Source organism: Marinomonas posidonica IVIA-Po-181, from assembly GCF_000214215.1.
GTDB lineage: Bacteria > Pseudomonadota > Gammaproteobacteria > Pseudomonadales > Marinomonadaceae > Marinomonas > Marinomonas posidonica.
Map to the genome: position 1 here is coordinate 63,768 of NC_015559.1, position 22,558 is coordinate 86,325.

General features: G+C 43.8%; 21 protein-coding genes. 15 read left to right on the forward strand and 6 right to left on the reverse strand.

The features are described from left to right. Position 1 precedes the first annotated feature (1 nt). The 6 genes from MAR181_RS00295 (at position 2) to MAR181_RS00320 (ending at position 6,329) form a co-directional block, all read left to right on the forward strand. Entirely contained in the window at positions 2–1,144 is a 1,143-nt protein-coding gene (locus tag MAR181_RS00295; RefSeq protein ID WP_216086352.1) for a Gfo/Idh/MocA family protein, read from the forward strand. After that, positions 1,141–1,797: a D-lyxose/D-mannose family sugar isomerase gene (locus MAR181_RS00300; RefSeq protein WP_013794605.1), complete on the forward strand. Its 657-nt coding sequence runs from the start codon at positions 1,141–1,143 to the stop codon at positions 1,795–1,797. Before MAR181_RS00295 ends, MAR181_RS00300 begins: the two co-directional genes overlap by 4 nt. Further along, positions 1,794–2,765 carry a carbohydrate kinase family protein gene (locus tag MAR181_RS00305; protein WP_013794606.1) on the forward strand — a complete coding sequence of 324 codons (972 nt, stop codon included), beginning with the start codon at positions 1,794–1,796 and terminating at the stop codon, positions 2,763–2,765. The genes MAR181_RS00300 and MAR181_RS00305 overlap by 4 nt, the downstream gene beginning before the upstream one ends. An 87-nt stretch (positions 2,766–2,852) precedes the next feature. Continuing rightward, positions 2,853–3,815, forward strand: a complete 963-nt coding sequence (locus tag MAR181_RS00310) for a substrate-binding domain-containing protein (protein ID WP_013794607.1) — start codon at positions 2,853–2,855, stop codon at positions 3,813–3,815. A 46-nt stretch (positions 3,816–3,861) separates the two neighbouring features. Further along, entirely contained in the window at positions 3,862–5,367 is a 1,506-nt protein-coding gene (locus MAR181_RS00315) for a sugar ABC transporter ATP-binding protein (protein ID WP_013794608.1), read from the forward strand. Continuing rightward, positions 5,364–6,329, forward strand: a complete 966-nt coding sequence (locus tag MAR181_RS00320) for an ABC transporter permease (protein ID WP_013794609.1) — start codon at positions 5,364–5,366, stop codon at positions 6,327–6,329. Before MAR181_RS00315 ends, MAR181_RS00320 begins: the two co-directional genes overlap by 4 nt. Before the next feature lie 41 nt (positions 6,330–6,370). Here the strand turns inward: MAR181_RS00320 and MAR181_RS00325 are convergent, their stop codons facing one another. The 3 genes from MAR181_RS00325 to MAR181_RS00335 form a co-directional block, all read right to left on the reverse strand. Next, positions 6,371–7,375 carry a LacI family DNA-binding transcriptional regulator gene (locus tag MAR181_RS00325; RefSeq protein WP_013794610.1) on the reverse strand — a complete coding sequence of 335 codons (1,005 nt, stop codon included), beginning with the start codon at positions 7,373–7,375 and terminating at the stop codon, positions 6,371–6,373. Positions 7,376–7,586: 211 nt separating this feature from the next. Then, positions 7,587–8,234: a pyridoxamine 5'-phosphate oxidase family protein gene (locus tag MAR181_RS00330; protein WP_013794611.1), complete on the reverse strand. Its 648-nt coding sequence runs from the start codon at positions 8,232–8,234 to the stop codon at positions 7,587–7,589. 19 nt (positions 8,235–8,253) lie between these two features. Continuing rightward, positions 8,254–8,865 carry a GNAT family N-acetyltransferase gene (locus tag MAR181_RS00335; RefSeq protein ID WP_144011180.1) on the reverse strand — a complete coding sequence of 204 codons (612 nt, stop codon included), beginning with the start codon at positions 8,863–8,865 and terminating at the stop codon, positions 8,254–8,256. On the opposite strand from MAR181_RS00335, the gene pdxR reads away from it, so the two are divergent. The 7 genes from pdxR (at position 8,831) to MAR181_RS00370 (ending at position 17,749) form a co-directional block, all read left to right on the forward strand. Then, positions 8,831–10,324: a MocR-like pyridoxine biosynthesis transcription factor PdxR gene (gene pdxR / locus MAR181_RS00340; protein WP_013794613.1), complete on the forward strand. Its 1,494-nt coding sequence runs from the start codon at positions 8,831–8,833 to the stop codon at positions 10,322–10,324. The genes MAR181_RS00335 and pdxR overlap by 35 nt on opposite strands. Before the next feature lie 650 nt (positions 10,325–10,974). Continuing rightward, positions 10,975–12,036, forward strand: coding sequence for a ubiquinol oxidase subunit II (gene cyoA / locus MAR181_RS00345; protein WP_041651075.1), 1,062 nt, complete (start codon positions 10,975–10,977; stop codon positions 12,034–12,036). Then, the gene (gene cyoB / locus MAR181_RS00350) at positions 12,036–14,015 is read left to right on the forward strand and encodes a cytochrome o ubiquinol oxidase subunit I (RefSeq protein WP_013794615.1); all 1,980 of its coding nucleotides are present in this window, start codon (positions 12,036–12,038) and stop codon (positions 14,013–14,015) included. Before cyoA ends, cyoB begins: the two co-directional genes overlap by 1 nt. A 2-nt stretch (positions 14,016–14,017) precedes the next feature. Beyond that, the gene (cyoC, locus tag MAR181_RS00355; protein WP_013794616.1) at positions 14,018–14,641 is read left to right on the forward strand and encodes a cytochrome o ubiquinol oxidase subunit III; all 624 of its coding nucleotides are present in this window, start codon (positions 14,018–14,020) and stop codon (positions 14,639–14,641) included. Continuing rightward, entirely contained in the window at positions 14,641–14,961 is a 321-nt protein-coding gene (gene cyoD / locus MAR181_RS00360; RefSeq protein ID WP_013794617.1) for a cytochrome o ubiquinol oxidase subunit IV, read from the forward strand. Before cyoC ends, cyoD begins: the two co-directional genes overlap by 1 nt. A 52-nt stretch (positions 14,962–15,013) precedes the next feature. Continuing rightward, the gene (gene cyoE / locus MAR181_RS00365; protein WP_013794618.1) at positions 15,014–15,904 is read left to right on the forward strand and encodes a heme o synthase; all 891 of its coding nucleotides are present in this window, start codon (positions 15,014–15,016) and stop codon (positions 15,902–15,904) included. 180 nt (positions 15,905–16,084) lie between these two features. Further along, the gene (locus MAR181_RS00370; protein ID WP_013794619.1) at positions 16,085–17,749 is read left to right on the forward strand and encodes a tannase/feruloyl esterase family alpha/beta hydrolase; all 1,665 of its coding nucleotides are present in this window, start codon (positions 16,085–16,087) and stop codon (positions 17,747–17,749) included. Between the two features lie 7 nt (positions 17,750–17,756). Here the strand turns inward: MAR181_RS00370 and fabG are convergent, their stop codons facing one another. Then, positions 17,757–18,500 (reverse strand): 3-oxoacyl-ACP reductase FabG, encoded by a 744-nt coding sequence (gene fabG / locus MAR181_RS00375; protein WP_013794620.1) that lies wholly within the window; start codon positions 18,498–18,500, stop codon positions 17,757–17,759. A gap of 226 nt (positions 18,501–18,726) precedes the next feature. Here fabG and MAR181_RS00380 point away from each other — a divergent pair, with 226 nt between their 5' ends. Together MAR181_RS00380 and MAR181_RS00385 are read left to right on the forward strand one after the other, a co-directional pair. Further along, on the forward strand, positions 18,727–19,335 hold the full coding sequence (locus MAR181_RS00380; protein WP_013794621.1) for a gamma-glutamylcyclotransferase family protein: 609 nt from the start codon (positions 18,727–18,729) through the stop codon (positions 19,333–19,335). Further along, positions 19,325–20,386 (forward strand): class I SAM-dependent methyltransferase, encoded by a 1,062-nt coding sequence (locus MAR181_RS00385; protein ID WP_013794622.1) that lies wholly within the window; start codon positions 19,325–19,327, stop codon positions 20,384–20,386. Before MAR181_RS00380 ends, MAR181_RS00385 begins: the two co-directional genes overlap by 11 nt. 60 nt (positions 20,387–20,446) lie before the next feature. Here the strand turns inward: MAR181_RS00385 and MAR181_RS00390 are convergent, their stop codons facing one another. Then, on the reverse strand, positions 20,447–21,475 hold the full coding sequence (locus MAR181_RS00390) for an AraC family transcriptional regulator (protein WP_013794623.1): 1,029 nt from the start codon (positions 21,473–21,475) through the stop codon (positions 20,447–20,449). Positions 21,476–21,480: 5 nt separating this feature from the next. Next, the gene (locus MAR181_RS00395) at positions 21,481–22,443 is read right to left on the reverse strand and encodes a GGDEF domain-containing protein (protein ID WP_013794624.1); all 963 of its coding nucleotides are present in this window, start codon (positions 22,441–22,443) and stop codon (positions 21,481–21,483) included. Positions 22,444–22,558: the final 115 nt, after the last annotated feature.

The following is a 22,558-nucleotide window of genomic DNA, read 5'->3' on the forward strand; positions in this document are numbered from 1 at the left end:
CATGAAAACGATACGTTTTGGCATCATTGGATGCGGCCTTATGGGGCGGGAGTTTGCTTCAGCTGCAGCTCGTTGGCTGCATTTGGTTAATAGTAATGCGCGCCCTGAAATTATTGGAATATGTGACACCAATGAAGAGTTAATGAGTTGGTTTACTTCTAACCTGGCTAGTGTTTCGCAAACCACAACGGATTTTAAAGAGTTATTGTCTAACCCTGAAATTGACGCGATTTATTGTGCTGTTCCTCATGTTTTACATGCGGATTTATACCCACAAATTTTGGCTGCAGGTAAGCATTTATTAGGTGAAAAACCATTTGGTATGGATGCTTCTCAGAACGCAATAATTGAAAAATCGATTGCTGTTCACCCTGATCTGTTGGTGCGTTGCTCTTCTGAAATGCCATTTTACCCAGGTGCTCAAAAAGTGATTGAGTTTGTTCAATCTGGTGCTTGTGGTGACATTTTAGAAGTGGAATCGGCATTTCTGCATTCATCAGATATCAACCCTGACAAGGTGATCAACTGGAAGCGCATGGTTGATGTGAATGGTGAGTATGGTTGCATGGGGGATCTTGGTATGCACGTGTGCCACGTTCCTTTACGTTTGGGTTGGAGACCCGAAAGTGTCTATGCGAGTTTAGTAAATCGAGTCACCGTTCGACCTGATAGTTCTGGGGAGAATGTTCCTTGTGAAACTTGGGATAACGCTACTGTAATAGGCAATGTCGTGAATGAAACAGGGAATTTTCCGTTAGTTTTAAAAACGTGGCGGATTGCGCCTGGAGAGTCGAACACTTGGAGCATTCGAGTTCTGGGGATGAAAGGATCTGCTTATTTCACGACAAAATATCCTCGACAATGGCAGTTTATGGAATACCAAGCTGGCGGTAAGCAAACTTGGCAATCAGAAGATCTTGGTTACCAGTCTGTTTTTCCTGCAATTACAGGTGGAATTTTTGAGTTTGGTTTTACGGATGCTATTCAGCAAATGTGGGCCGCTTTTATTGATGAGCTAAGTGGTGGTGCAAATGGTTTTAGTTGTGCAACTCCAACTGAAGCGAGAGATCATCATTCAATAATGTCTGCAGCACTAGCATCGGGTAAAACAGGTCAAACGCAAAAAGTGGAATATTTATCATGAAACGCTCACAGATAAATCTGGCTTTGCGGCAAGCTGAGATGATGTTGAATCGATACTCTTGGGCTTTGCCTAATTGGGGCAAGTGGTCGATGCTGGATCATTCAAAACACCCTATACAAAGCCGTTGGCTCAGAGAACGACAGCTTGGTTGGGACGTTACTGATTTTGGTTCTGGTGATTTTTTGAAACGAGGATTAACTCTTTTTTGTATCCGCAATGGAAAACCAAATGTTGTTGGAGAGCGTCCTTATGCTGAAAAGGTGATGTTTGTTGGAATAAATCAAGAAACGCCCTTTCATGCTCATAAAAATAAACTAGAAGACATCATTGTTCGCGGTGGCGGAACCTTGTGTGTTGAATTTAGTCGGGATGGCGCTGTTTTAGATAGTGGTACTGATATGGTGTATATCGATGGAAAAGCTGAGGTTTTATTTGGAAAAGTTCATCGGTTGGTAGCTGGACAAAGTATTACGATACCTAAAGGAATTCAGCATCGCTTTTGGGGAGAGCGTGAGGTTGTGTTTGCTGCTGAAGTTAGTCAGTGCAATGATGATATTACGGATAATCATTTTTTAGAGAAAATGGGACGTTTTTCAGAAATTGAAGAAGATGAAGCCCCTTATTTTCCTCTTTGGAATGAGGTGCTTCTATGAGTAATAAGCAAGGAATAGTATGCGCTGGGAACTGGATAGTCGATGTTGTTCATAATATTGGCTTCTGGCCTGCTAAATCGGATTTAGTCCATATTTTAGACGAAACGATTGGCGTAGGAGGAGGTGCTGCGAATGTTGCTTTTGATCTTAAAGCACTTGGAGTGGAGTATCCCCTATTTCCTGTCGGTGTATTGGGTAATGATAATCATGGTCAGGTCATTCTTGAGTTATGTTCTAGTGAAGGATTGTCTACAGAATACCTTTCTATTATCGCCAACCAATCTACTGCTCATACTCATGTTATGAATGTACCTGGTGATAGTAGAACTTTTTTTTATCAACCAGGCGTTAATAATTATTTTAATACCCAATCCGTTCCAATTAATCGCATTGTGGAACAAAATCCTCGAATTTTTTATCTCGGATATTTAAATCTCTTACCTCTACTTGATGCGGTAAATGATGGCCGCTCGATGGCGGCAGAACTATTGGCACTAGTAAGCCAATCAGGAATGATAACCTGTGTAGATCTTGTATCTTCTTCAAATATGAATTATCGGCAGACCGTTATGGGGACTCTTTCTGAGATCGATTGGCTTTTTTTGAATGAGGTTGAGGCAGAGCGAGCTACTGGTGTTTTATTAGGTGGTGAGAACAACCGGGAAAGCATCTCACATGCAGCAAACTTATTAATAGAAGGGGGTGTTAAAAAAGGATGCGTATTGCATACCCCTACCTTGTCACTATGGAAAACGCCAACAGAGGAAATATGGACTGAAGTAGATGTGGTTCCAACATCTGAAATAGTCAGTCCTGTTGGGGCTGGTGATGCCTTTGCTGCAGGTTTGTTACATGGTTTACATGAAGACTGGTCTGCCAAAGATTGTATTCAGCTTGCTAATAAAATGGCTGCAGAATGCCTTCGCTCTGCGACTGCGACAGGAGGTATAAAGCCGTTGAGTTGTTAATAGAAGCTCAACATAAAAAAAACAGGCAAAAAAGTGTAATAGATAGATTTTGTAAAATAAAAATAATATTTCCGTGGAGAAAAACAAATGAAACAGAATATAAAAGCTTTTTTAACCGTGTCTGCGATGGCCCTGACTTTAGCTGTACCTTTTAAGGCCGTAGCAAATGATGAGCCTGTCATTGCTAGTATTGTTTTTCAGGGAGATCAGTTCTTTAAATCTTTGCAGCAAGGAATCCGAGAAGGAGCTGAAGCTAGGGGAGCAGAAGTTCTAGAACTCAATGTTGACGGTGATCAGGCAAGAGAAGCGCAAGCGATAGATACCTATATATCACGAGGTGTTGATGCCATCGTTATTGCGCCTTTATCTGCTACTAATTCAGCTGGTCCTTTAAAGCGAGCTCGAGCGGCGGGAATTAAAGTGATTGCGGTTAACGGAGGTTTAGAAGACAAGTCAATTGCGAATGCAACTTTTTCAACAGCCAATTATGACTTAGGGGCATCAACGGGTGCCGCGGCTTCGGGCTTTATTCGTTCTAAACTGGATGGAAAAGCACATGTAGGTATTTTAGCATTTGCAAGTCTTTTGCCTGAACAAAGTGGTGCTAGAACAAGTGGTTTCAAGAGGGAAGCGAGCAGAGACAATTCAATAACTGTTGTTACTGAACAAGATGCTTGGATGCCAGAAAAAGCGGTTCAGGTTGCTACCGATATGTTAACTGCAAACCCTGAGATCAATATTTTATTTGCCGCAAATGAAGGCGGTACAGTTGGTGCAATGCAAGCTGTTCGTAATGCGGGAAAAGCTGGAAAAGTGTTTGTCTTTGGTATTGATGGATCTGAGCAGCTCGCTCGAGGTCTTATGTCGTCGGATAACGTATTGCAAGCCACTACAGCACAATCAGCTAAAGAGATGGGAGTAATGGGAGCGAATTCTGCTCTTGACCTTATTCAGGGGAAAGGGGTTCAAACCGAAGTCTCAGTTCCAGCCTTATTGCTAAGTCGCAATGATAAAGCCGGTATTACAAGCTTTGTTCAATCTCTAAAGTAAAATTATGTCACCCTGTCATATTAGACAGGGTGACAAAGGATTTCATATGAATGTTCTTCATTTTGATGCCTTGACTAAGCACTATGGGGAGGTCAGGGCTCTCGATAATTTTACCCACAGTTTTGCTGAAGCCCAAGTTCACGCTCTAATTGGTAAAAATGGTTCAGGCAAAAGTACTTTTATAAAGATGTTGGCAGGCGTGATTAAACCGACATCTGGGAAGATGAAACTAGGGTCTTTGGATTTATCTTTTGACAATCCTGCTGATGCATTTGAAGCAGGTATTGTCACTGTTCACCAAGAGCTTTCTTTGGTTCCTGAGCAAAGTGTCGCTGAAAATATATATCTGGGGCGACTTCCAAAGCGAGGATTTTTGGTTAATTGGACTCAACTTTTTGAAGATGCTCGTTTACTACTTGATGAAATAGGTGCAAGTGGTGTAGATCCTAAAGCCAAAGTGAAAGATCTATCCGTTGGTTTACAGCAAATAGTAGAAATAACCAAAGCTATGAGTTTCTCTCCTAAAGTGTTGCTCTTGGATGAACCAACATCGGCTCTCGCACAGAGTGAAGTTAGACAGCTTTTCGCGTTAGTTGAAAGGCTGCGAGCGAAGGGTGTGACGATTATATACATATCTCACCGGCTGGCTGAACTTCCATTAATTGCTGATACAGTAACAGCAATTCGAGACGGTTCTTTTGTTGATTCCGTACCAATATCTGAAGCTTCGCCACAAGCTATTGTGGATATGATGTTTGGTGAGCTATTGCCACTAGATCGTCCTATACGTGATTTTCCAAAGGAATTTCCGTCATTAAGCATTCGGGATCTGTGTCTAGTCCCATTCTTTCAAAATGTTTCTTTTGATTTATATCCCGGTGAAGTTATAGGAATAGCTGGCATGTTAGGCGCTGGCCGAACGGAGTTGCTTCATACCATTTTTGGTGCTCGTTCAGCTGACTCTGGTGATATTTTTATTAATGGAACTTTGATTGAGAATCCCAGTATTACTGTGATGAAAGCCGCAGGAATGGGATATGCCTCAGAGGATAGGAAAGCATCAGGGTTAGTCCAAAGTGCATCTTGTCATGCCAACCTATGTAGGGCAGCTCTTCAAAGAATTGCGCCATCAGGTTGGACTTCTATTAAAAAAGAGTCTTCTTTTGTTGATATCCAGATTCAGGATCTAAATATCAAATTAGGGAACCCAATGAATTCTGTGTCATCTCTTTCTGGTGGTAATCAACAGAAAATAGTTGTGGGAGGCTGGTTAAATAACGCACCAAGCATCTTATTATTTGATGAGCCAGGGAGAGGTGTCGATGTTCAAGCTAAACGTCAAATTTATCAAATAATTTGGGATATGGCCGCACAAGGCTTGTCTTGTATTGTTGTGTCAACTGAACTGGAGGACTTAACAGAATGTTGTGATCGAATACTTGTACTCCACAATGGCTCTATTTCAGAAGAGTTTCTTAATGACGAACTTGACCCTAAAGACCTCTATGCTGCGTGTATGGAAAATGATGATTCTACTGGAGAACCTGTATGAATAAACAACAACTTGTTGGGCTATCGAGACAGCATTCAATGCTTTTAATCTTGATATTGCTTTATATCATCGTTGGTTTTACTGCTCGTGGTTTTATGACAGTGGATAATCAGTTAAATATTCTACGCAATATCGCAGTGCCCGGTATGATTGCGTTTGGTATGGCCTTAGTTATTATTGTCGGTGAAATTGATTTATCTGTTGGTTCAATGGTGGCTGTGTCGGCGTGCCTAACAGCTTGGATCGTTGAAAAGGCATCTGGTCACGCTTTCGAACCTGCTTGGTATTATGTGGTGTTAGGGATCGTTACTACCTTGTGTTTTGCTGCTAGTGTTGGCTGGTTTAATGGCATGTTGCGTCACCGAGTGGGTGTGCCTACTTTTATCTCATCTTTAGCGATGATGGCAACATTGGCTGGAATGGCCAATATGATTACAAATGGTTCAGCTATAGAGGCATTTCCGTCGTGGTATTACATCATTGGCAGTGGACGCTTTTGGGGGATTCCTGTCCCAGTATACTTACTGGTGGTTGCTTTTATTTGTACTTTTATATTGGCAAATTTTACAACGTTTGGACGTGCTGTTTATTCTGTTGGAGGCAATATGGAAGCGGCTCGTCTATCTGGTATTAACGTATGGCGAACAAAAACAATTTGTATGGTTATTGTTGCAGTTTTCGCTGCAACGGGTGGGATTATTTATTCCTCTCTTATTAATTCTGGAAATCCAACCATTGCACGGGGAATGGAGCTTCAAGTTATTTCTGCTGTTATTATTGGTGGGGTGAGTTTATTTGGTGGGCGTGGTTCTATATGGGGGGCATTTATTGGTGTTTTGTTTTTAGGTGTGCTTATTAATGCTATGACACTTTGGGGTTTTAACCCATATGCTCAGCAAGTGGTAAGTGGAGCCTTAATTCTAGGCGCTGTATTTATTAATTTCTATATTGATAGAAAGTGATCTATTAGAGTAAACAATAGCGAGGGTTAGAAAAACTCTCGTTATTGTTTATTTTGAATTGTAGATTTTCTTATTTTAAGGTTAACAGGAAGCATAATTTTCTGATTTATATCGATGTTGGCTTTTTTTATAAAAGATATCATTGTTTTAATAGCCACTTCTGCAATCTCCTCTATTGGTTGGGCGATTGTAGTGATAGGAGGGAATACATAAGACGCCATTGGAGTATCATCAAAGCCTGTAACGGATAAGTCTTCTGGAATATTTATTCCTAATTCTCTTGCCGCGTGTAAAACACCAATAGCAGCAATGTCACTTGTTGCAATAATAGCAGTAGGACGAGGTGAAAAGCTGAGAGCCTCGTTTGCTAATGATTCACAAGCCCAAACGCTATGTTTTGAACCAAGAATAGTGTTTGGAACTTTTATACCCGCTTTCTTACAAGTTTCAATTGCGCCTTCAGTGCGTAATTTAACTGGCTCAGATTGATCTGGCGCTCCAATGATAGAAATAGATTGATGTCCCAGGCTAATAAGATGCTCTGCGGCAAGCCTTCCGCCTTCGAAATGATCTGCTCTAACAAATGGAACATCTAATCCTATTAATTGACGGTCTAATGCCAGAACTGGAATATTTGCATTTTGAAGCTTTGTAAATGCGGCACTCTCATTTCCAACTGAGGCGACCATTACACCAGCTACTTTTTGATTTAATAGCATTTCAATGTATTTTGCTTCGTGCTTCGTATCCTCCGCAGTTGAGCAAATCATTGTTTGATAGCCTTGAGCGAACAACATCTGTTCTAGTTTATGTGCTAGACGAGCAAAAAAGTCCACTTTAATCGATGGCACTAAAATACCAATAAGATTGCTTTTTCCGCTTCGTAGCGTTCTAGCGCCAATATTGGGAGTATATCCTAACTCTATAATAGCTTTTTCGATCCGTAGCCGTGTTGTATTCGATACGTAGCCACTTTTGTTAATGACTCTAGATACGGTAGAAGCTCCAGCACCTGATAGGCGAGCAATGTCTTTTATAGTGGCCATGAATCTTTATCCGAATAAATAACCCTACATTCTATCTTTTTGACAGCATACGTGCCATTAGAACCTTACGGGAATACCTTAAACCACGAGCAGTCATATCCAGTCAGATCATAGATAATATCTTGGTTTTAAATCGAATCTTATTTGCATTCTCTTCTATGCATTTTTAATGGAATGTTACCTCTGTCCAAGAATTAAGAAAGCCTTAGTGTTAGAAAGCCTTTGGTGGCTTTGCTGGGGCAAAGTTCTGTTGTTGAATTGGGTCCGTCTGGGGAGCGCCCCAATGCCTTTCTAAAGGTACAACGCCAGCCCACACTGGCCAATCAATATCGGCTGCGTCGTCGATTGGTGGCTCAGCACGGAATTTAACGGATGCTTCTTCTATTTTAATGCGTACTACCCCAGTGGCTTTAATTTCGCTTTCATTCACTGGTCGCAATTCTTCCCACCGTCCTGGGCTTACCTTGTCTAAGAAGAGTTTAAATTGACGCACTTTCTCTTCTTTATCATCAACTAACTCTGGGACACCAAATAAGGTAACGGAGCGATAGTTCACCGAGTGATGCATGGCAGAACGCGCTAATACCAAGCCATCTAATAAGCTAATATTGATACAAACCTTTTCTGGTTTGTCTATTGGTCCTTTGACATTGCGAGCTTTGGAATGAGCGTGCCAATAGAAGTAATCGCCTTCGCGCCAGTGGCTGGTGGGTGTCACAAATACTTGGCCATCTTTTGTTTGGCCAACATGGCACATTAATGCCGCATCAATAATGTCTAATGCTAGGTCTTTATCGTGTGAGGCTCTGTTCGGCCCTCTTTTTACTTTGCTTAATGGTGTTTCAAGTGTTTGGGTCATGGCTGCCTCTTAACGTTGGTTAAAGGTCTAATGTGTAATAAAAACTGGGACTCTTAATAAAGCCGACTTTTTCATATAGAGCTTGTGCTGGTAAGTTCTTTGCTGAGGTTTCTAGCATTAACCCTCGTGCGCTAGTTTGTTGAGCTAGCGATTTGGCTGCCTCTATTAATTTTTCTGCAATACCTTGTTTTCTATAGCTTTCGTCAACAAATAGGTCGTTTAAAAGCCAGAGCTTTTTCATGCCGGTTGAGGTGAAAAGTGGGTAGAGCTGAACAAACCCTGCTATCTCTTTATTCTGCTTGCCCGTTTCAGCGATAAAAATAATGGACTCCTGTTGCTCCATGCGAGCCTTTATAAAGTCGGTGGCTAATACTGTGTTATTTTCGCATTGATAAAAGTGTCTATATTGCTCAAACATTGAGACAACAGCTGCTAGGTCTTCTAATTCTGCTTGGCGAATGTTGATCACGGTAATATTTCCTTTTAGTAAAAAGAGTTTTGAGTACGTCTGGGTACACTGGTATAAATAAGAATATGCAAATCTGGTCCTTTTAAAAATAGCCAGAATGATTATAAAAAATAAGGCCAGATATCGAATGAAGTATGCTATTGCCAGTTTACGCTTATCCATAGAGGACGAAGGCGGACCTTACTACCAACAACTGATAAGTCAGATTCAGCAAGGCATTGCGTCTGGTGAATTGGCGGTTGGTGATAAGCTGCCCTCTTCGCGGCTACTGGCAACGTCTTTAGGGGTGTCCAGAAGCACCACATCCAGAGCTTATGATCAATTGATTGCGGAAGGCATTCTGGTCAGTGAATTAAAGCGTGGGGTATTTGTGGCCCCGCAATTGGCTTATCGAGCAGAGAGGAAGGTACCTCGAAGGGAGACGTCAACGCTGTCTAATAAAAACCATCTCGCACCTTCTCATAAGAGCCAATATGTTACATTTGATGCGGGTGTTGACGTTGAGGTTTTCCCCAGTAAAGAATGGGCGGCTAGTATGCGACGCAGCTGGCTTAAGCCGGATTATCATGTGATGCAAGGCGGTTATCTTACGGGCTACCCGCCGCTTAAAACGGCTTTAGTGGACTATCTATACCGCGTTCGAGGGTTAGACTGTTGTGCAGAACAAATTATCATTACCGCCGGTAACCGAGATTCGCTGCAACTTCTGCAGCATGCTTTGTCATCGATTGATGGTGGTGCGGTGAATTGGTGGTTAGAAGAACCGACCTATCCACCGATTTGGCAAGCGTTTGGGCAACACTCAAACATACAATCAATTGCTACTGATCATGAAGGCCCGTGTTTAGTTGAGCCCATTCAGGGCGAAAATGTCGCCATCCTGACGCCCAATCGCCAATACCCGCTTGGCACCTCGATTAGCTCCCAGCGTCGCCAAAAGTGGCTGCAAACATTGCAAGAAGAGTCTTCTCCTTGGTGGGTGATTGAGGATGATTACGACAACGAATTTGTCTATCAGGGGCGTATGGAAGTGCCTTTCATGCAAAGTGCACAGGCTCATGAAGCATCGAGAAATAAGGTGTTTTTCGTGGGGAGTTTCTCAAAAGTCTTGTTTCGAGGGCTGAGATTGGGATTCATCGTCGCACCGATGGCGCACGTCACATTACTGGAACAAATTCAATCTAGAATCGGTATGTCAGCTTCGTTGCCAATGCAACCTGTTGTTGCGGATTTCTTGATCCAGGGCAATTTTGATCGACATTTAAATCGTATGCGTCGTCATTATCGACTTAAAAGAGATATGCTTTTAGCGCTTTTGTCTGAGTATTTGTCGGCTTGGTTTGATTGGAAGAAGCCAAGAGGCGGTATGCATGTGTTGATTGAGTTTAAGCCCGAGTGGCGTCGACCTCAAAATGGACAGCAAGCATTAGACTGTATCGTCGCGGAACGATTGCAGCAAGATTCTATCAGCTTGTCGCCCTTGTCTTTGCATTATCGACATGTCATGAATGCGAAGGTGGGGTTTGTATTGGGGTTCAGTGGTATTGATGAATCGACCATGAAGCACCTTTTAATCACCATGCGGTCGGTTTTGTTAAAGATGTTTAAAAACGCCAGCTGACGTCTACTGGCGCAGCAGGCTCCCGATCTTGATTGTAGAATGTGATTTTTGTAAAAATTCGGTGAAGCAAGTGACAACAAAGGCTAAACTAGACTTTGTGTGATTGTTCGGTTTTTGGTATATTCCGCACACCGTAATTTGTGCTTAGTGGCTAAAACGTCGCTATCAAGGGTACGATAACGTGGAAATTGGATAATTAGATTGAGCCAGTTGCCTGGCGTGTTGCTCCTTTAAAATCTTAATAAACATAAGGCTTTAAAGGAATTTTTGTATCTAAGGCACGCAGGAAAACAAACGGATATTAAGCTCTCTGTTATACAAGTTGACTATAGTATTACTGGTTAGATGTGGGTCTGCTATGACCGATATCAACCTTTGCTCGCCAAATTTGGCCATTCGCTGTCTTCGTGATTGCTTTGTGGGAAAGCAGTTAATCGAGTTGTGGCTCGATTCACGGAACGAATGTTGAGTACCTTTTTCAGATTTAGGTGATCCAAAAGAATCGTTATTGCGTTAATTAACTTTAGCCAAGTAATGATTCTTATGCTGTTTTCAGTGTGGTGATCTTTACTGAAATACCCGGCTAGGCCGGATTTTCGTTCTGTTACTTGATGGTCAAGTAGCAGTTTTGTGAACCTCGGGGTTAGAGGATGATTCTCTTGTTAACTCGTATCCTAAGTAAAGTCGCTTTGGCGCTAATGGTGGGCTTGCTCGCCGGTTGTCAGGGTGGTGTGCTCGATCCAAAGGGGCAGGTTGGTATTGAAGAGAAGCAACTTATTATTGTTGCTACTCTATTAATGCTACTTGTGGTGATTCCTGTGATCTTCATGACATTGTATTTCGCTTGGAAATACCGTGAAGGTCGTGATGAAATCTACGAACCTAAGTGGTCGCACTCCACAAAAATTGAAACTATTGTTTGGGCCATTCCAATCGTAATTGTCATCGTTCTTGGTGTGATTACTTGGAAATCTACTCATGCATTGGACCCTTACAAGCCTTTGAAGTCGGATAAAGAACACATCAATGTCCAGGTTGTTTCGATGAACTGGAAATGGTTGTTTATCTATCCGGACCTTGGTATCGCTTCTGTGAACGAGCTGAGATTCCCAGCCAATGTTCCTGTTGCGTTCAAGATTTCTTCCGAAGGTACAATGAACTCATTCTTTATCCCTCAGTTGGGTAGCCAGATCTACTCAATGGCAGGCATGGTGACAAAACTGCACTTGATTGCGAATGAGCCAGGTACATTTGATGGCATATCTTCAAACTACAGTGGTGCTGGGTTTACCGGCATGAAATTCAAAGCCATCGCGACTGAAACAGAAGCGGACTTTGATGCTTGGGTTGAAGGTGTGAAAGCTGAGTCAATTGCTGGGTCAATCAACAACGGCATATTGGATCAGGCTTCTTATGAAGCGCTTGCTGAATTCGATCTAGATGCTCATCATCACGAACCTACTCCAGTTCAATACTACAATTCAATTAAATCAAGTGTTTTCATGGACAATGTAATGAAGTTCATGAAAGATCACGGCAAAGTTGAGTTGCTTAAAGGAACTGTTTTTGATTCTAAAATGATTCACGATAATTCGGCTCATGGCAACATGAACCATGGTGAAATGAATCATGAGGAAATGGACCACAGTGATATGAATCATGACGAGTCTCAACACTCATCGCATGATATGCATACGGAGGCTGATAAATAATGTCTGGTTTCTTAGGCAAACTTTCTATGGAAGCAATTCCACATGATCCTATTGTCATCACCACCTTGTGTGTTGTTGCTGTAGTCGCTTGTGTTGTCGCATTCCTGGTTCTAAAAAATAATTTGTTGGGCGTTCTGTGGCGCGATTGGTTGACCTCGGTTGACCATAAAAAGCTTGGTATCATGTACATTGTGTTGGCTTTGATCATGCTATTGCGTGGTTTTGCCGATGCCATCATGATGCGTTTGCAGCTTGCGCTCGCAACCAGCGGTGATCCAGGTTATCTACCGCCACACCATTACGACCAGATCTTTACTGCTCACGGTGTCATTATGATCATCTTTATGGCTATGCCATTTATGATTGGTTTGATGAACATTGTCGTGCCACTACAGATCGGTGCACGTGACGTTGCCTTCCCATTCTTGAACAACTTAAGTTTCTGGTTGGCTGCATCTGGTGCGATCTTGGTAAACATCTCTCTTGGCCTTGGTGAGTTCGCTAAGACAGGTTGGGTGGCTTATCCGCCTCTTGCTGGATTGGAATACAGTCCGGGTGTTGGGGTTGATTACTACATATGGGCGTTGCAGATATCTGGTATCGGTACGACCTTGACGGCAGTTAACTTCTTGGCAACTGTCTTCAAAATGCGTACTCCTGGTATGAAATTGATGGACATGCCGATCTTTACTTGGACCTGTACTTGGGCCAACATTCTGATCGCTGCTTCGTTCCCAATTTTGACTGCTGTATTGGCGATGTTGACATTAGACCGTTACCTAGACTTCCACTTCTTTACGAATGATGGCGGTGGTAACTCAATGATGTATATCAACCTGTTCTGGGCATGGGGTCACCCTGAGGTGTACATCCTAGTGCTGCCAGCGTTTGGTATCTTCTCTGAAGTCGTCTCTACCTTTACTGGTAAGCGTCTGTTTGGTTACAAATCAATGGTTTGGGCAACGGCTTCGATTTCCATTCTTGGATTTATCGTATGGTTGCACCACTTCTTTACCATGGGTTCAAGTGCCAATGTGAATGCCTTCTTTGGTGTGATGACAATGATCATTGCCGTACCAACGGGTGTGAAACTGTTTAACTGGTTGTTCACTATGTACCGTGGTCGTCTTCGTATGACGGTACCAGTTCTTTGGACACTGGGTTTCATGGTGACCTTCACCATTGGTGGGATGACAGGTGTTCTTCTAGCGGTTCCTGGTGCTGACTATGTGTTGCACAACAGCTTGTTCTTGATTGCTCACTTCCACAACACCATCATTGGTGGTGCGGTATTTGGCTACTTAGCTGGTTTTGCTTTCTGGTTCCCGAAAGCGATGGGCTTCCACTTGAACGTGAAATTGGGCAAAGCGGCATTCTGGTGCTGGTTGGTTGGTTTCTTCCTAGCCTTCATGCCTCTCTACGTATTGGGCTTCTTGGGAATGACTCGTCGTTTGAACCACACAGATAACCCAGACTGGAACATTTGGTTGTACATTGCTCTAGTGGGTGCGGTTGTTATCTTCGCCGGTATTGGTTGTCAGCTTCTGCAGTTGTTCGTGAGCTTCCGTGATCGCAAACAAAACCTTGATACAACGGGTGATCCTTGGGATGGTCATACACTTGAGTGGTCGACTTCATCGCCTCCACAGTACTACAACTTTGCTGAGCTGCCTGTTGTTTCCGATATCGATGCTTTCACCGATATGAAAGAAAAAGGCACGGCTTACCAACGTAAAGCAAGCTATGCGCCAATCCACATGCCGAAAAATACCTCTGCTGGTATTATTATCGGTGGCCTAATTACCGCATTTGGTTTTGCGATGATCTGGCACATTTGGTGGTTAGCAATCCTAGGTTTTGCGGGTTCTATCGTAACCTTCATCATTCGTGCTTACACGAAAGACGTTGACTACTACGTACAGCCTGATGAAATCGCTCAAATCGAAAATGAGCACCTAGATAACGTGGCTAAGGGGTAATCATGAGTACTGCACATATGAATACGCACGATGCTCACGAAGCGGGTGCACATCACGACGAGCACCATGATACTGGTGGCAACACGGTATTTGGGTTCTGGTTATACTTAATGACGGACTGCTTGTTGTTCGCATCCGTCTTTGCGACTTACGCTGTGCTCTTTATGAACACAGCGGGAGGCGCATCTGGTAAAGAAATTTTTGAGTTGGACTTTGTTCTAGCGGAAACCGCAGCGCTACTTGTTTCAAGTATCACTTACGGTTTCGCTATGATCTGTGCGCACAACAAGAACAAGAAAGGCACACTAGGCTGGTTGCTAGTGACTTTCGTTTTGGGTGCCATGTTCATCGCAATGGAAATTTATGAGTTCCATCACCTGATTGTTCACGGTCATGGACCTCAGACGAGTGCTTTCTTGTCTGCCTTCTTTACTCTTGTGGGTACTCACGGTCTTCACGTAACCGCTGGTTTGATTTGGATGTTCGTAATGATCATCGAAGTCATAAAAACCGGTCTTACTAGCCGTGCTGTAACACGTTTAAGCTGCCTAAGTTTGTTCTGGCATTTCTTAGACGTTGTTTGGATTTGTGTATTCACCGTTGTTTATCTGATGGGGGCGATCTAATGAGCGATCATTCTTCTGAAGCACATTCACACGGTAGCGTTAAGTCTTACCTAACTGGCTTTATTTGGTCAGTGATCCTGACGGGTATTCCTTTCTGGATGGTGATGACGGAAGCGTTTGATAAAGGTCCAACTTACATCACGATCGTGGTGTTGGCTGTTATTCAGATTTTTGTACACTTGAAGTACTTCCTTCATTTGGACTTCTCTGATCAAGGCAAATTGGATACTTATTCATTTATCTTTTCAGCTGTCATCATTGTCATGGTTGTTGCGTTGTCCGTATGGATTATCTACGCATCCAACGCCATGATGATGTAAGCCGAGTTGATTGTGATGATGCGGAAATTAAACCGCGAAGGGAGCCCTAAAGATGTTTAAGCGTTACTTACAGGTAACTAAGCCTGGCATCATTATGGGCAACCTTATATCTGTTGCGGGTGGCTTTTTCTTAGCCGCTCGTGGCGATATCGATTGGATGCTGATGTTAATGACGGTCATTGGCTTGTCGTTAGTTGTCGCCTCTGGTTGTGCCATCAACAATTACATCGATCGTGACATTGATGCCAAAATGAAGCGTACACGTAATCGTGTGACGGTGAATGGTGAAATGTCCGGTAAAGCCGCATTTTTTCACGGTGTGGTGCTGGGTGTGATTGGATTTGCTTTGTTGTCGTATTTCACTAACTGGGTAGCGGTTGCTTTTGCTGTCTTCGGTTACGTGGTCTACGTTGGCTTATATACCTTATACTTCAAGCGTAAGTCTGTTTACGGTACTTTCATTGGTAGTCTATCTGGCGCTGTTCCTCCCGTGGTGGGATATTGCGCAGCAGCAGGCCAATTTGATGCCGGCGCAGCTATTTTGTTGACCATGTTCAGCATTTGGCAAATGCCACATTCTTATGCGATTGCGATTTTTCGTTTTGATGATTATAAAGCGGCTGGCATTCCTGTTCTGCCTGTTTCGCAAGGTATTGCCAAAGCGAAGCGTCATATCATCTTGCACATAGCAGCGTTTGCTGTTGTCGCGGCATTATTGCCACTGGCGGGATACGTCGGTATTGGTTTTATGGTCGTGGCTTTGTCGACTAGCCTTTGGTGGTTGGCAATGGCATTAAGAGGATATCGTGCTGACATTGATTTAAACGGTTGGGCACGACAAGTGTTCTTCTTTTCAATCATTACTGTGACAGCCTTGAGCGTAACAATGGCGATTGATTTTAATGAAGTGTCACCAGATTTATTGGTGTTATCGGCACATTAAATTTGATTGATTGAAAACGGGCTCAAATGAGCCCGTTTTTATTTTCCCCTTCCCCAAGTTGATAACTTCCCATTTCCCACATTATTGGGTATTTTGAATACCACCTAAGTCGTTGTTTCAATATTAAACAAGCCTTGTGCCAAGACGACGTTGATTGCTACTCCAATGAAGGACGAAGAAATGAAGAGGTTTTTGATCAACTCTATCGCCTTAATGGCATTTGCTATGAGTAATCAAGTACTGGCAGACGCCATGCAATGTCAGGCACTTAGAGCTCAAGCAACGGATAAGCTTGAAATCAAGACCGCTATGTATGCTCCGACGGAACAAGTTCGAACTGCTTATTGTCTGGTCCAAGGTGTGGTGAGTCGACGTATTGGTAAAGATGGCACCTTCTATACAACTCGGTTTGAACTTCGTTTACCTTCTGGTTGGCAAGGTCGTCTTGCGTATCAATTTGATACGGCCTTTGGTGGTGAGCTTGCCCCTGCTGTTGGTAAAATCACGGGTTTAACGGTTAATCAATATGCAATAAATCAAGGCTTTGCCGTTGTCAGCTCAAATGAAGGTCATGACAATGAGGCGTTTAAAAAAGCGGCGGATGGTTTGTCTACCCCCTTCTTATTCGGTCGGGATGCGACCGCGAGAGAAGAATTTGCGTATCATGCGATGGAAAAAATTATGCCCGTCGCACAGGCTTTAACGGAACAGTATTATACGGCACCAGTGCAATATCGGTATGGTATTGGACAGGCAAACGGTGGTCGAACTGCCATGGTCGCCGCCAGCCGTTTTCCAAAGATGTTTCATGGTTTATTGATTGCTTCTCCTGGTTTAAATGCCCCCAAAGCGGCCTTACAACACCCTTGGGATTATCAAGCATTGCAAGCCATTAATTCGGATATTCGCGCGTCTTTTACCGAAAGAGATTTAGAATTCATTACACGTCAACTGATCCAACAATGTGATGACTTAGATGGCATCAGCGATGATTTGATCTTTGCGATAGACGCCTGTCAGAAACGCTTTAAACCTACAGCCTTAGCTTGTAAGAGTGAGTTTGATCGGAATTGCCTGCCACTGGTGAAAGTTGGCGCTCTAGTACGCATGCACCAAGGTCCGCACAATTCAAAAAATCAGGCACTTTATACTGGCTGGCCTTATGACACTGGCCTGCAATCGAACAATTGGCGTGGCTGGAAAATTGCCAGTAAATTGGATGCTTGGCACCGCATGCCAGCCAGTGTGGTAATAGGCGCAAGTGCGTTAGCGAATCTATACAGTACGCCTTATCAAGCCATTAAAGGGGATGTTTTTGCTTTAACCGATTTTCTACAATCCTTTGATTTTGACCACGCTGCCAACAAAATTTTTGCCACGAATGATGAGTTTACAGAATCCTCGATGTCATTGATGACCCCACCTGATGCAGCCAAGCCAACACTGACTCAATTCAAGCAAGCTGGCGGTAAATTGATTGTGTTTCATGGTAACAGTGACCCGGTATTTTCAGTTCAAGACACGGTGCGTTGGTATGATTTTCTGGATTTCGGTTTAGCGGGTAAAGCTGCTGACTTTGTGCGTTTTTACCGGGTGCCGGGCATGCCACATCAACAAGGTGGATTGTCGGCTGATCAGTTTGATATGTTGCAACCCTTGGTAAATTGGGTGGAGCAACAACGTCCTCCAAGGGAGGTGATCGCAGCCACACGAGCCAATAATCCAGAACTGACCGCTAGAATGGCGGGGTTAAAGCGTCCTTTATGCCCTTACCCAAGCTACGCTCGCTATCGTCAAGGGGACTTGAATTTGGCCAGTTCCTTTCAATGTGTGGTCGCGCAATAAGCCTTCCCTAGCGGCCTCCTGCCACGTCTAGGAAGCTGCCAGTACAGTAGCTGGCTTTCTCACTCAACAGCCAGACAATGGCTTCTGCCACCTCTTCTGCTTGCCCACCGCGTTGCATGGGAATGTTGGGAGCCAATCGATCAACACGATTGGCTTCACCGCCATCGGCATGCATCTCCGTATAAATGCTACCCGGTCTGACGCAGTTAACACGTATCCCTTGTGCGGCCATTTCTTTTGCCAGACCTTTTGTAAAGCTGTCTATCGCGCCTTTACTGGCGGCGTAATCCACGTATTCATGTGGTGAGCCAAAGACAGACGCCAAAGAAGACACATTAACGATACTGCCTTTTAAATGGTGATCGCGCATGTGCGTAATGGCGTGCTGGCAACACAACATAGTGCCAAAGACATTGGTAGCAAAGACTCGGTGCCATCGTTCGGGCGTAATGTCGATAAAATCACTTTGCTGTTCTAAGATACCGGCGTTATTAACGAGCGCGCTAATAGGCCCCCATTGTTCAAGAATGGTGTCGAACAGCTGCTGAGCGTCTTGTTGATTGCTGATGTCGGCTTGTAGACACTCTGCTAAGCCGTTTGTTGCTCGAATCTCATTCACCAATTGCTCCGCTCTGGCTTGATTGTGTTGGTAATTAATCACGACATGAAAGCCTTGTCGTGCTGCCAATCGAGCAGTGGCCGCGCCTATGCCACGGCTACCGCCAGTGATTAATACAATGGGTGTCGACATACTTCTCTCCTTATCCGTTTCCTCAAGATTAACGTTTATGGTTGGGAATTGCATTGATAGGATGGCGATGAAACGGAATCATTAGCTTGATGAGGAGTAGGAATGCCGTCTATCTGGAAGAAAATCGACCATCAGTGAGTGGTTTCGTTCGAGGTTGAGGCTGGTATGCCTTGGCTTGCCGAGCTATCATGCGTGCTTTCAAGCAAATGCAGCGATGGAGACAAGAGTGAGCCTATCTGAGCGACATTTTATTTTAGGCTATGGCAGCCTAATTAACGGTGAAAGTCGATCAAAAACTGGTGAGACTGGACAAGTTTGGCCGGTTAAATTGCAAGGTTATGAACGTCATTGGTCAGTCATGTCGTCTGAATTTGGTATGAGTTCTGTGGCGGTTGTACCGGCTTCTCACGCGAGTTGTAATGGTGTATTAGTCGAAGTTGCTTATGATCAATTTACCTTGTTTGATGAACGAGAGCGAGGGTATCAACGAAGTCAGGTTCAAGCTGAGAATCTAATGCCATACCATGATACCTGCTTACCGGAAGGTACCTATTGGATTTATCACATAGATCAAGTGACGCCTCCTCATGCGGATTGCCCAATTGCATTGAGTTATCTCGATGTGATTCTGTCAGGGTGTCTTGAACACAGCGCTGATTTCGCGGACGATTTTTTATCCCTCACACAAGGTTGGCATTATCCAACGCTGAATGATCGTCATCAACCTCGTTATCCGAGAGTACAGCCAGACTTATCCATCACCAGTTTAAATCCTTTGCTGGAGTCTGTTACCACATTATCTATTAAAGAGCTTTCTGTAACTTATGAATCTTAATTCAACCAGCCAATTATTGGTTCGTAGCGAACCCCAACTTGTTGGTAATGTAATGTTCGCTAATCCTGAAGATACGTACCCGCAAACCTTAATAGGGCAAGCTTCTGTATACGCCTGGTGTCAATCTAAGACCCGTTATGATGCGCTTCTTCAGCTTGGGTTTAAGGAAGACAATCTGGTGTTTTCGGAGCAGTGGCCAGCGGATCATGCGGTCGAATTTGATCATGTGGTGATTTATCAACCTAAAGCCAAAGAACTATTGGATTACCTATTGGCTTCGGTATTGCCGCATGTGAAAGAAGGCGGACAAGTTTGGTTAGTTGGTGATAATAAAAGCGGCGTGAAATCCTCTATGAAGCGTCTAGAGCCAAGTTTAGACGATGTAGGTAAGGTAGACAGTGCGAAACATTGCCTGCTTTTCTCAGGCTACAAGCGTCGTCCTGCTAAGCCGTTTGTGTTTGAGGATTGGATTATGTCTTGGACATTAACGGTAGCTGGTCAGGACATGACCTTGTGCAGCCTGCCAGGGGTGTTTGGCCACGGCAAGTTGGATAAAGGCACTGAGTTGCTGTTGAATCAATTGCAGCAACATCGTTTCATGAGTGATGTGAGTCAGGCCCGCTTATTAGACTTTGGTTGTGGTGACGGCATTATTAGCTTGTGGTTACATGGTCACACGAAAGCCAAGGTAACGGCGTTAGACGACAGTGCTTTGGCGCTTAAGGCAACGGCCCTGACGTTTGCTGAAAATAACGCCAGTGAAGCGTTAACCTTGATTGCTTCCAATGGTCTTACCAATGTGAAGGGGCGCTTTAACTATGTGGTGACGAATCCACCTTTTCACACTGGTGTGAGTACGGATTATAGCGTCGCTGAAAGTTTTTTCATTGGTGTTAAAAATCATTTAACCTTGAATGGTGAGTTGTTTGTTGTGGCCAATGATTTCTTACGCTATCCGCCTATTTTAGACGCGGCGTTAGGTACTCACACTCGTTTACTCAGAGACAAAGGGTTTGCGGTGTATCATGGCCGTCAAATCAAGAAGAAGTAACGCAGACCAAGCGGCTAATATTCTGTACCTATATAAATTATATTATGGGTACAGAAATAGCTAATACGCTAACCAACGTTTAAATGAACGACGAAAGTTGCTGACATCATAGAAATTTAAATAGTCCGCTACTTGACCCTCATCGTACCCCTGTTCATTGATTAATTGCATCGAGACTTTTTTTCGCACCTGATCACACAGTTTTTGATAGTGAGTATGGTGATGTTTTAACTTGCGTTTGAGTGTTGCTGGACTCATTTCAAGCACTTTCGCCAATTGCTCCAAGCTGGGTAGATTCTTAACCTGCAGGTAGAGCATTTCCTCAATCATCGAGAGTAAGCTCTGCGGTGACCCCATGTTGATAAAGGTGTCACGTGACGCTTCTAGAGAGAGTTGATAAATGGTTTGTGATGCCATTTGACAGGGTGCAGATATATGCCCTTTGGCAATACTCATGCTCAGTGTTGCTTGCTCAAAGGTTCGTTGTGAACCAATAAATACCTCGTATTCAGCTTGATGATCGGGAGCGGGATAATCAAATTTCACCGACCAGGGTAAGTGAGTGTTTGCTAACCAATTGCTAAAGGAAATAATCGCTGATACGGTCATTTCTTTTACAAATCGTGCCGCCCTGTTTTGCTCCGAACTGAGTAATAAACTGGGCGCAATGGGGCCGAATGGCTTGTGAAAATCAAGGTATACGTGGCTTGGACTTTCTCTCAATGTTGGGGTCAGTAATGGAAATAAAAGCGCGGCAAATTCCACCATCACATCGAGTGCCTGCCTTACGCTCGTTGCGTTTTGAAGGCAGCTAGAAACATGGCCAAAATACCCAGGCAACATACGTTGGCCAAACACAAATGCCAGCTCATTAGCCAAAGGCGGCTGACTGGCGTTATCACACAATTGGGCAAATTGTTCAGCGCTTAAGGTGCGGTTACCACGGCACACATCATCGTAAAATAACCCAGTTTTGCGTAGAAAGTAGTTAGGCTCTATCTGACGAGAGATAAGCAAGTCCATCAAAATAACAGACTGCTGATGAGCATAAAGATAAGCATCATGACGTTCTAGCCAGCGCTTTTTCATGGTCATTACTCGTAAGCGTTATTCAAAACGTGTTGGTTTTGCTGTGACAAAGCAAAGGAAGCACGGCCGAGTAGATCTTCAGGAGAATCCCCTTCTGCCTGTGCCATAACCATGACCATGGAGGCACCTAAATGGATGCTGTTATCGACGCCTTCAATACGATAACGGAATTGTTTGATCAGTTGTTCTAACTCTTGGGCAGAGGTCTTGGCGGTATGTACATTGACATCATGGAGCACAATGGCAAAACGCCCACCGGCCAAATGGAACAATGTGTCTTCATTTTTTAACGTTAAGCTAATCAATTCGCTAATGATGATTAGAAAGCGATCGGCTTCGCGCCCACCATGGCGATAACTGATATCGGCAAAAGGCACGACATCAATTAAGATCAGCGCATGTTGTTGCCAGTTGGCTTGGCCTTTTGCAAAGGCTTGCTCAAGCTTGCAGCTAAGATGATTGGATTTGGGTAAACAGGTGGTTTCATCTAATGGTGCGGTGTCTTGATAAATGGCTTTACGCTTTGTCAAATAGCGATCAATTTGAACTTGCTCTTTTCGCTTGAGCCAAATGGCCACGGTCAAAGCGAGTAAACCCAAAGGCAAGGATTCCACCCAGCTATCCCATTGGCTACCGAGTGGCAGGTGTACCCACTCATCTAATAGATCTTGGAAGCTGGACGCAAAAATGCCGATAAAGCCAAGAGCAAACCAATTGGTGACTGGGCCTGGTTGGCGCATCGACAGGACCAGCAGTAGCCAAATGACAATACAAAGTGCCGACGAGCCTTCGCCTATGATATCAATCCACACCCACTGATGGGCGGGCTTTAATTGGCCTTGAGAAAAGTTTAAGAACACTAGCATGGCGCACGTCACGCTGAGTACCACTAACCATATTCGGTGACGAAGGATTTTATGAAAATTGTCATTGATTGCATATTGCCAGCGGTCTAACCAGTGACCCATACCGCTCTCCTATTTAGTTGATGTCGGTGTGTGGTAGAGCTTCTATTATGTGACGTCTTTATGACAGATTTAGGTCAGTTAGTCCGATCAGCTCACATAAGCTGTCAACACAATT

Bases quoted from the DNA above. Each gene is read 5' to 3' on its own strand.
- fabG (WP_013794620.1), bottom strand. From the start codon at position 18,500: ATGTCGACACCCATTGTATTAATCACTGGCGGTAGCCGTGGCATAGGC.
- MAR181_RS00390 (WP_013794623.1), bottom strand. From the start codon at position 21,475: ATGAAAAAGCGCTGGCTAGAACGTCATGATGCTTATCTTTATGCTCAT.
- MAR181_RS00385 (WP_013794622.1), top strand. From the start codon at position 19,325: ATGAATCTTAATTCAACCAGCCAATTATTGGTTCGTAGCGAACCCCAA.
- cyoD (WP_013794617.1), top strand. From the start codon at position 14,641: ATGAGCGATCATTCTTCTGAAGCACATTCACACGGTAGCGTTAAGTCT.
- MAR181_RS00305 (WP_013794606.1), top strand. From the start codon at position 1,794: ATGAGTAATAAGCAAGGAATAGTATGCGCTGGGAACTGGATAGTCGAT.
- MAR181_RS00320 (WP_013794609.1), top strand. From the start codon at position 5,364: ATGAATAAACAACAACTTGTTGGGCTATCGAGACAGCATTCAATGCTT.
- MAR181_RS00395 (WP_013794624.1), bottom strand. From the start codon at position 22,443: ATGGGTCACTGGTTAGACCGCTGGCAATATGCAATCAATGACAATTTT.
- MAR181_RS00325 (WP_013794610.1), bottom strand. From the start codon at position 7,375: ATGGCCACTATAAAAGACATTGCTCGCCTATCAGGTGCTGGAGCTTCT.
- MAR181_RS00370 (WP_013794619.1), top strand. From the start codon at position 16,085: ATGAAGAGGTTTTTGATCAACTCTATCGCCTTAATGGCATTTGCTATG.
- cyoC (WP_013794616.1), top strand. From the start codon at position 14,018: ATGAGTACTGCACATATGAATACGCACGATGCTCACGAAGCGGGTGCA.
- MAR181_RS00295 (WP_216086352.1), top strand. From the start codon at position 2: ATGAAAACGATACGTTTTGGCATCATTGGATGCGGCCTTATGGGGCGG.
- cyoB (WP_013794615.1), top strand. From the start codon at position 12,036: ATGTCTGGTTTCTTAGGCAAACTTTCTATGGAAGCAATTCCACATGAT.
- MAR181_RS00330 (WP_013794611.1), bottom strand. From the start codon at position 8,234: ATGACCCAAACACTTGAAACACCATTAAGCAAAGTAAAAAGAGGGCCG.
- MAR181_RS00310 (WP_013794607.1), top strand. From the start codon at position 2,853: ATGAAACAGAATATAAAAGCTTTTTTAACCGTGTCTGCGATGGCCCTG.
- MAR181_RS00335 (WP_144011180.1), bottom strand. From the start codon at position 8,865: ATGGATAAGCGTAAACTGGCAATAGCATACTTCATTCGATATCTGGCC.
- MAR181_RS00300 (WP_013794605.1), top strand. From the start codon at position 1,141: ATGAAACGCTCACAGATAAATCTGGCTTTGCGGCAAGCTGAGATGATG.
- cyoE (WP_013794618.1), top strand. From the start codon at position 15,014: ATGTTTAAGCGTTACTTACAGGTAACTAAGCCTGGCATCATTATGGGC.
- MAR181_RS00315 (WP_013794608.1), top strand. From the start codon at position 3,862: ATGAATGTTCTTCATTTTGATGCCTTGACTAAGCACTATGGGGAGGTC.
- cyoA (WP_041651075.1), top strand. From the start codon at position 10,975: ATGATTCTCTTGTTAACTCGTATCCTAAGTAAAGTCGCTTTGGCGCTA.
- pdxR (WP_013794613.1), top strand. From the start codon at position 8,831: ATGAAGTATGCTATTGCCAGTTTACGCTTATCCATAGAGGACGAAGGC.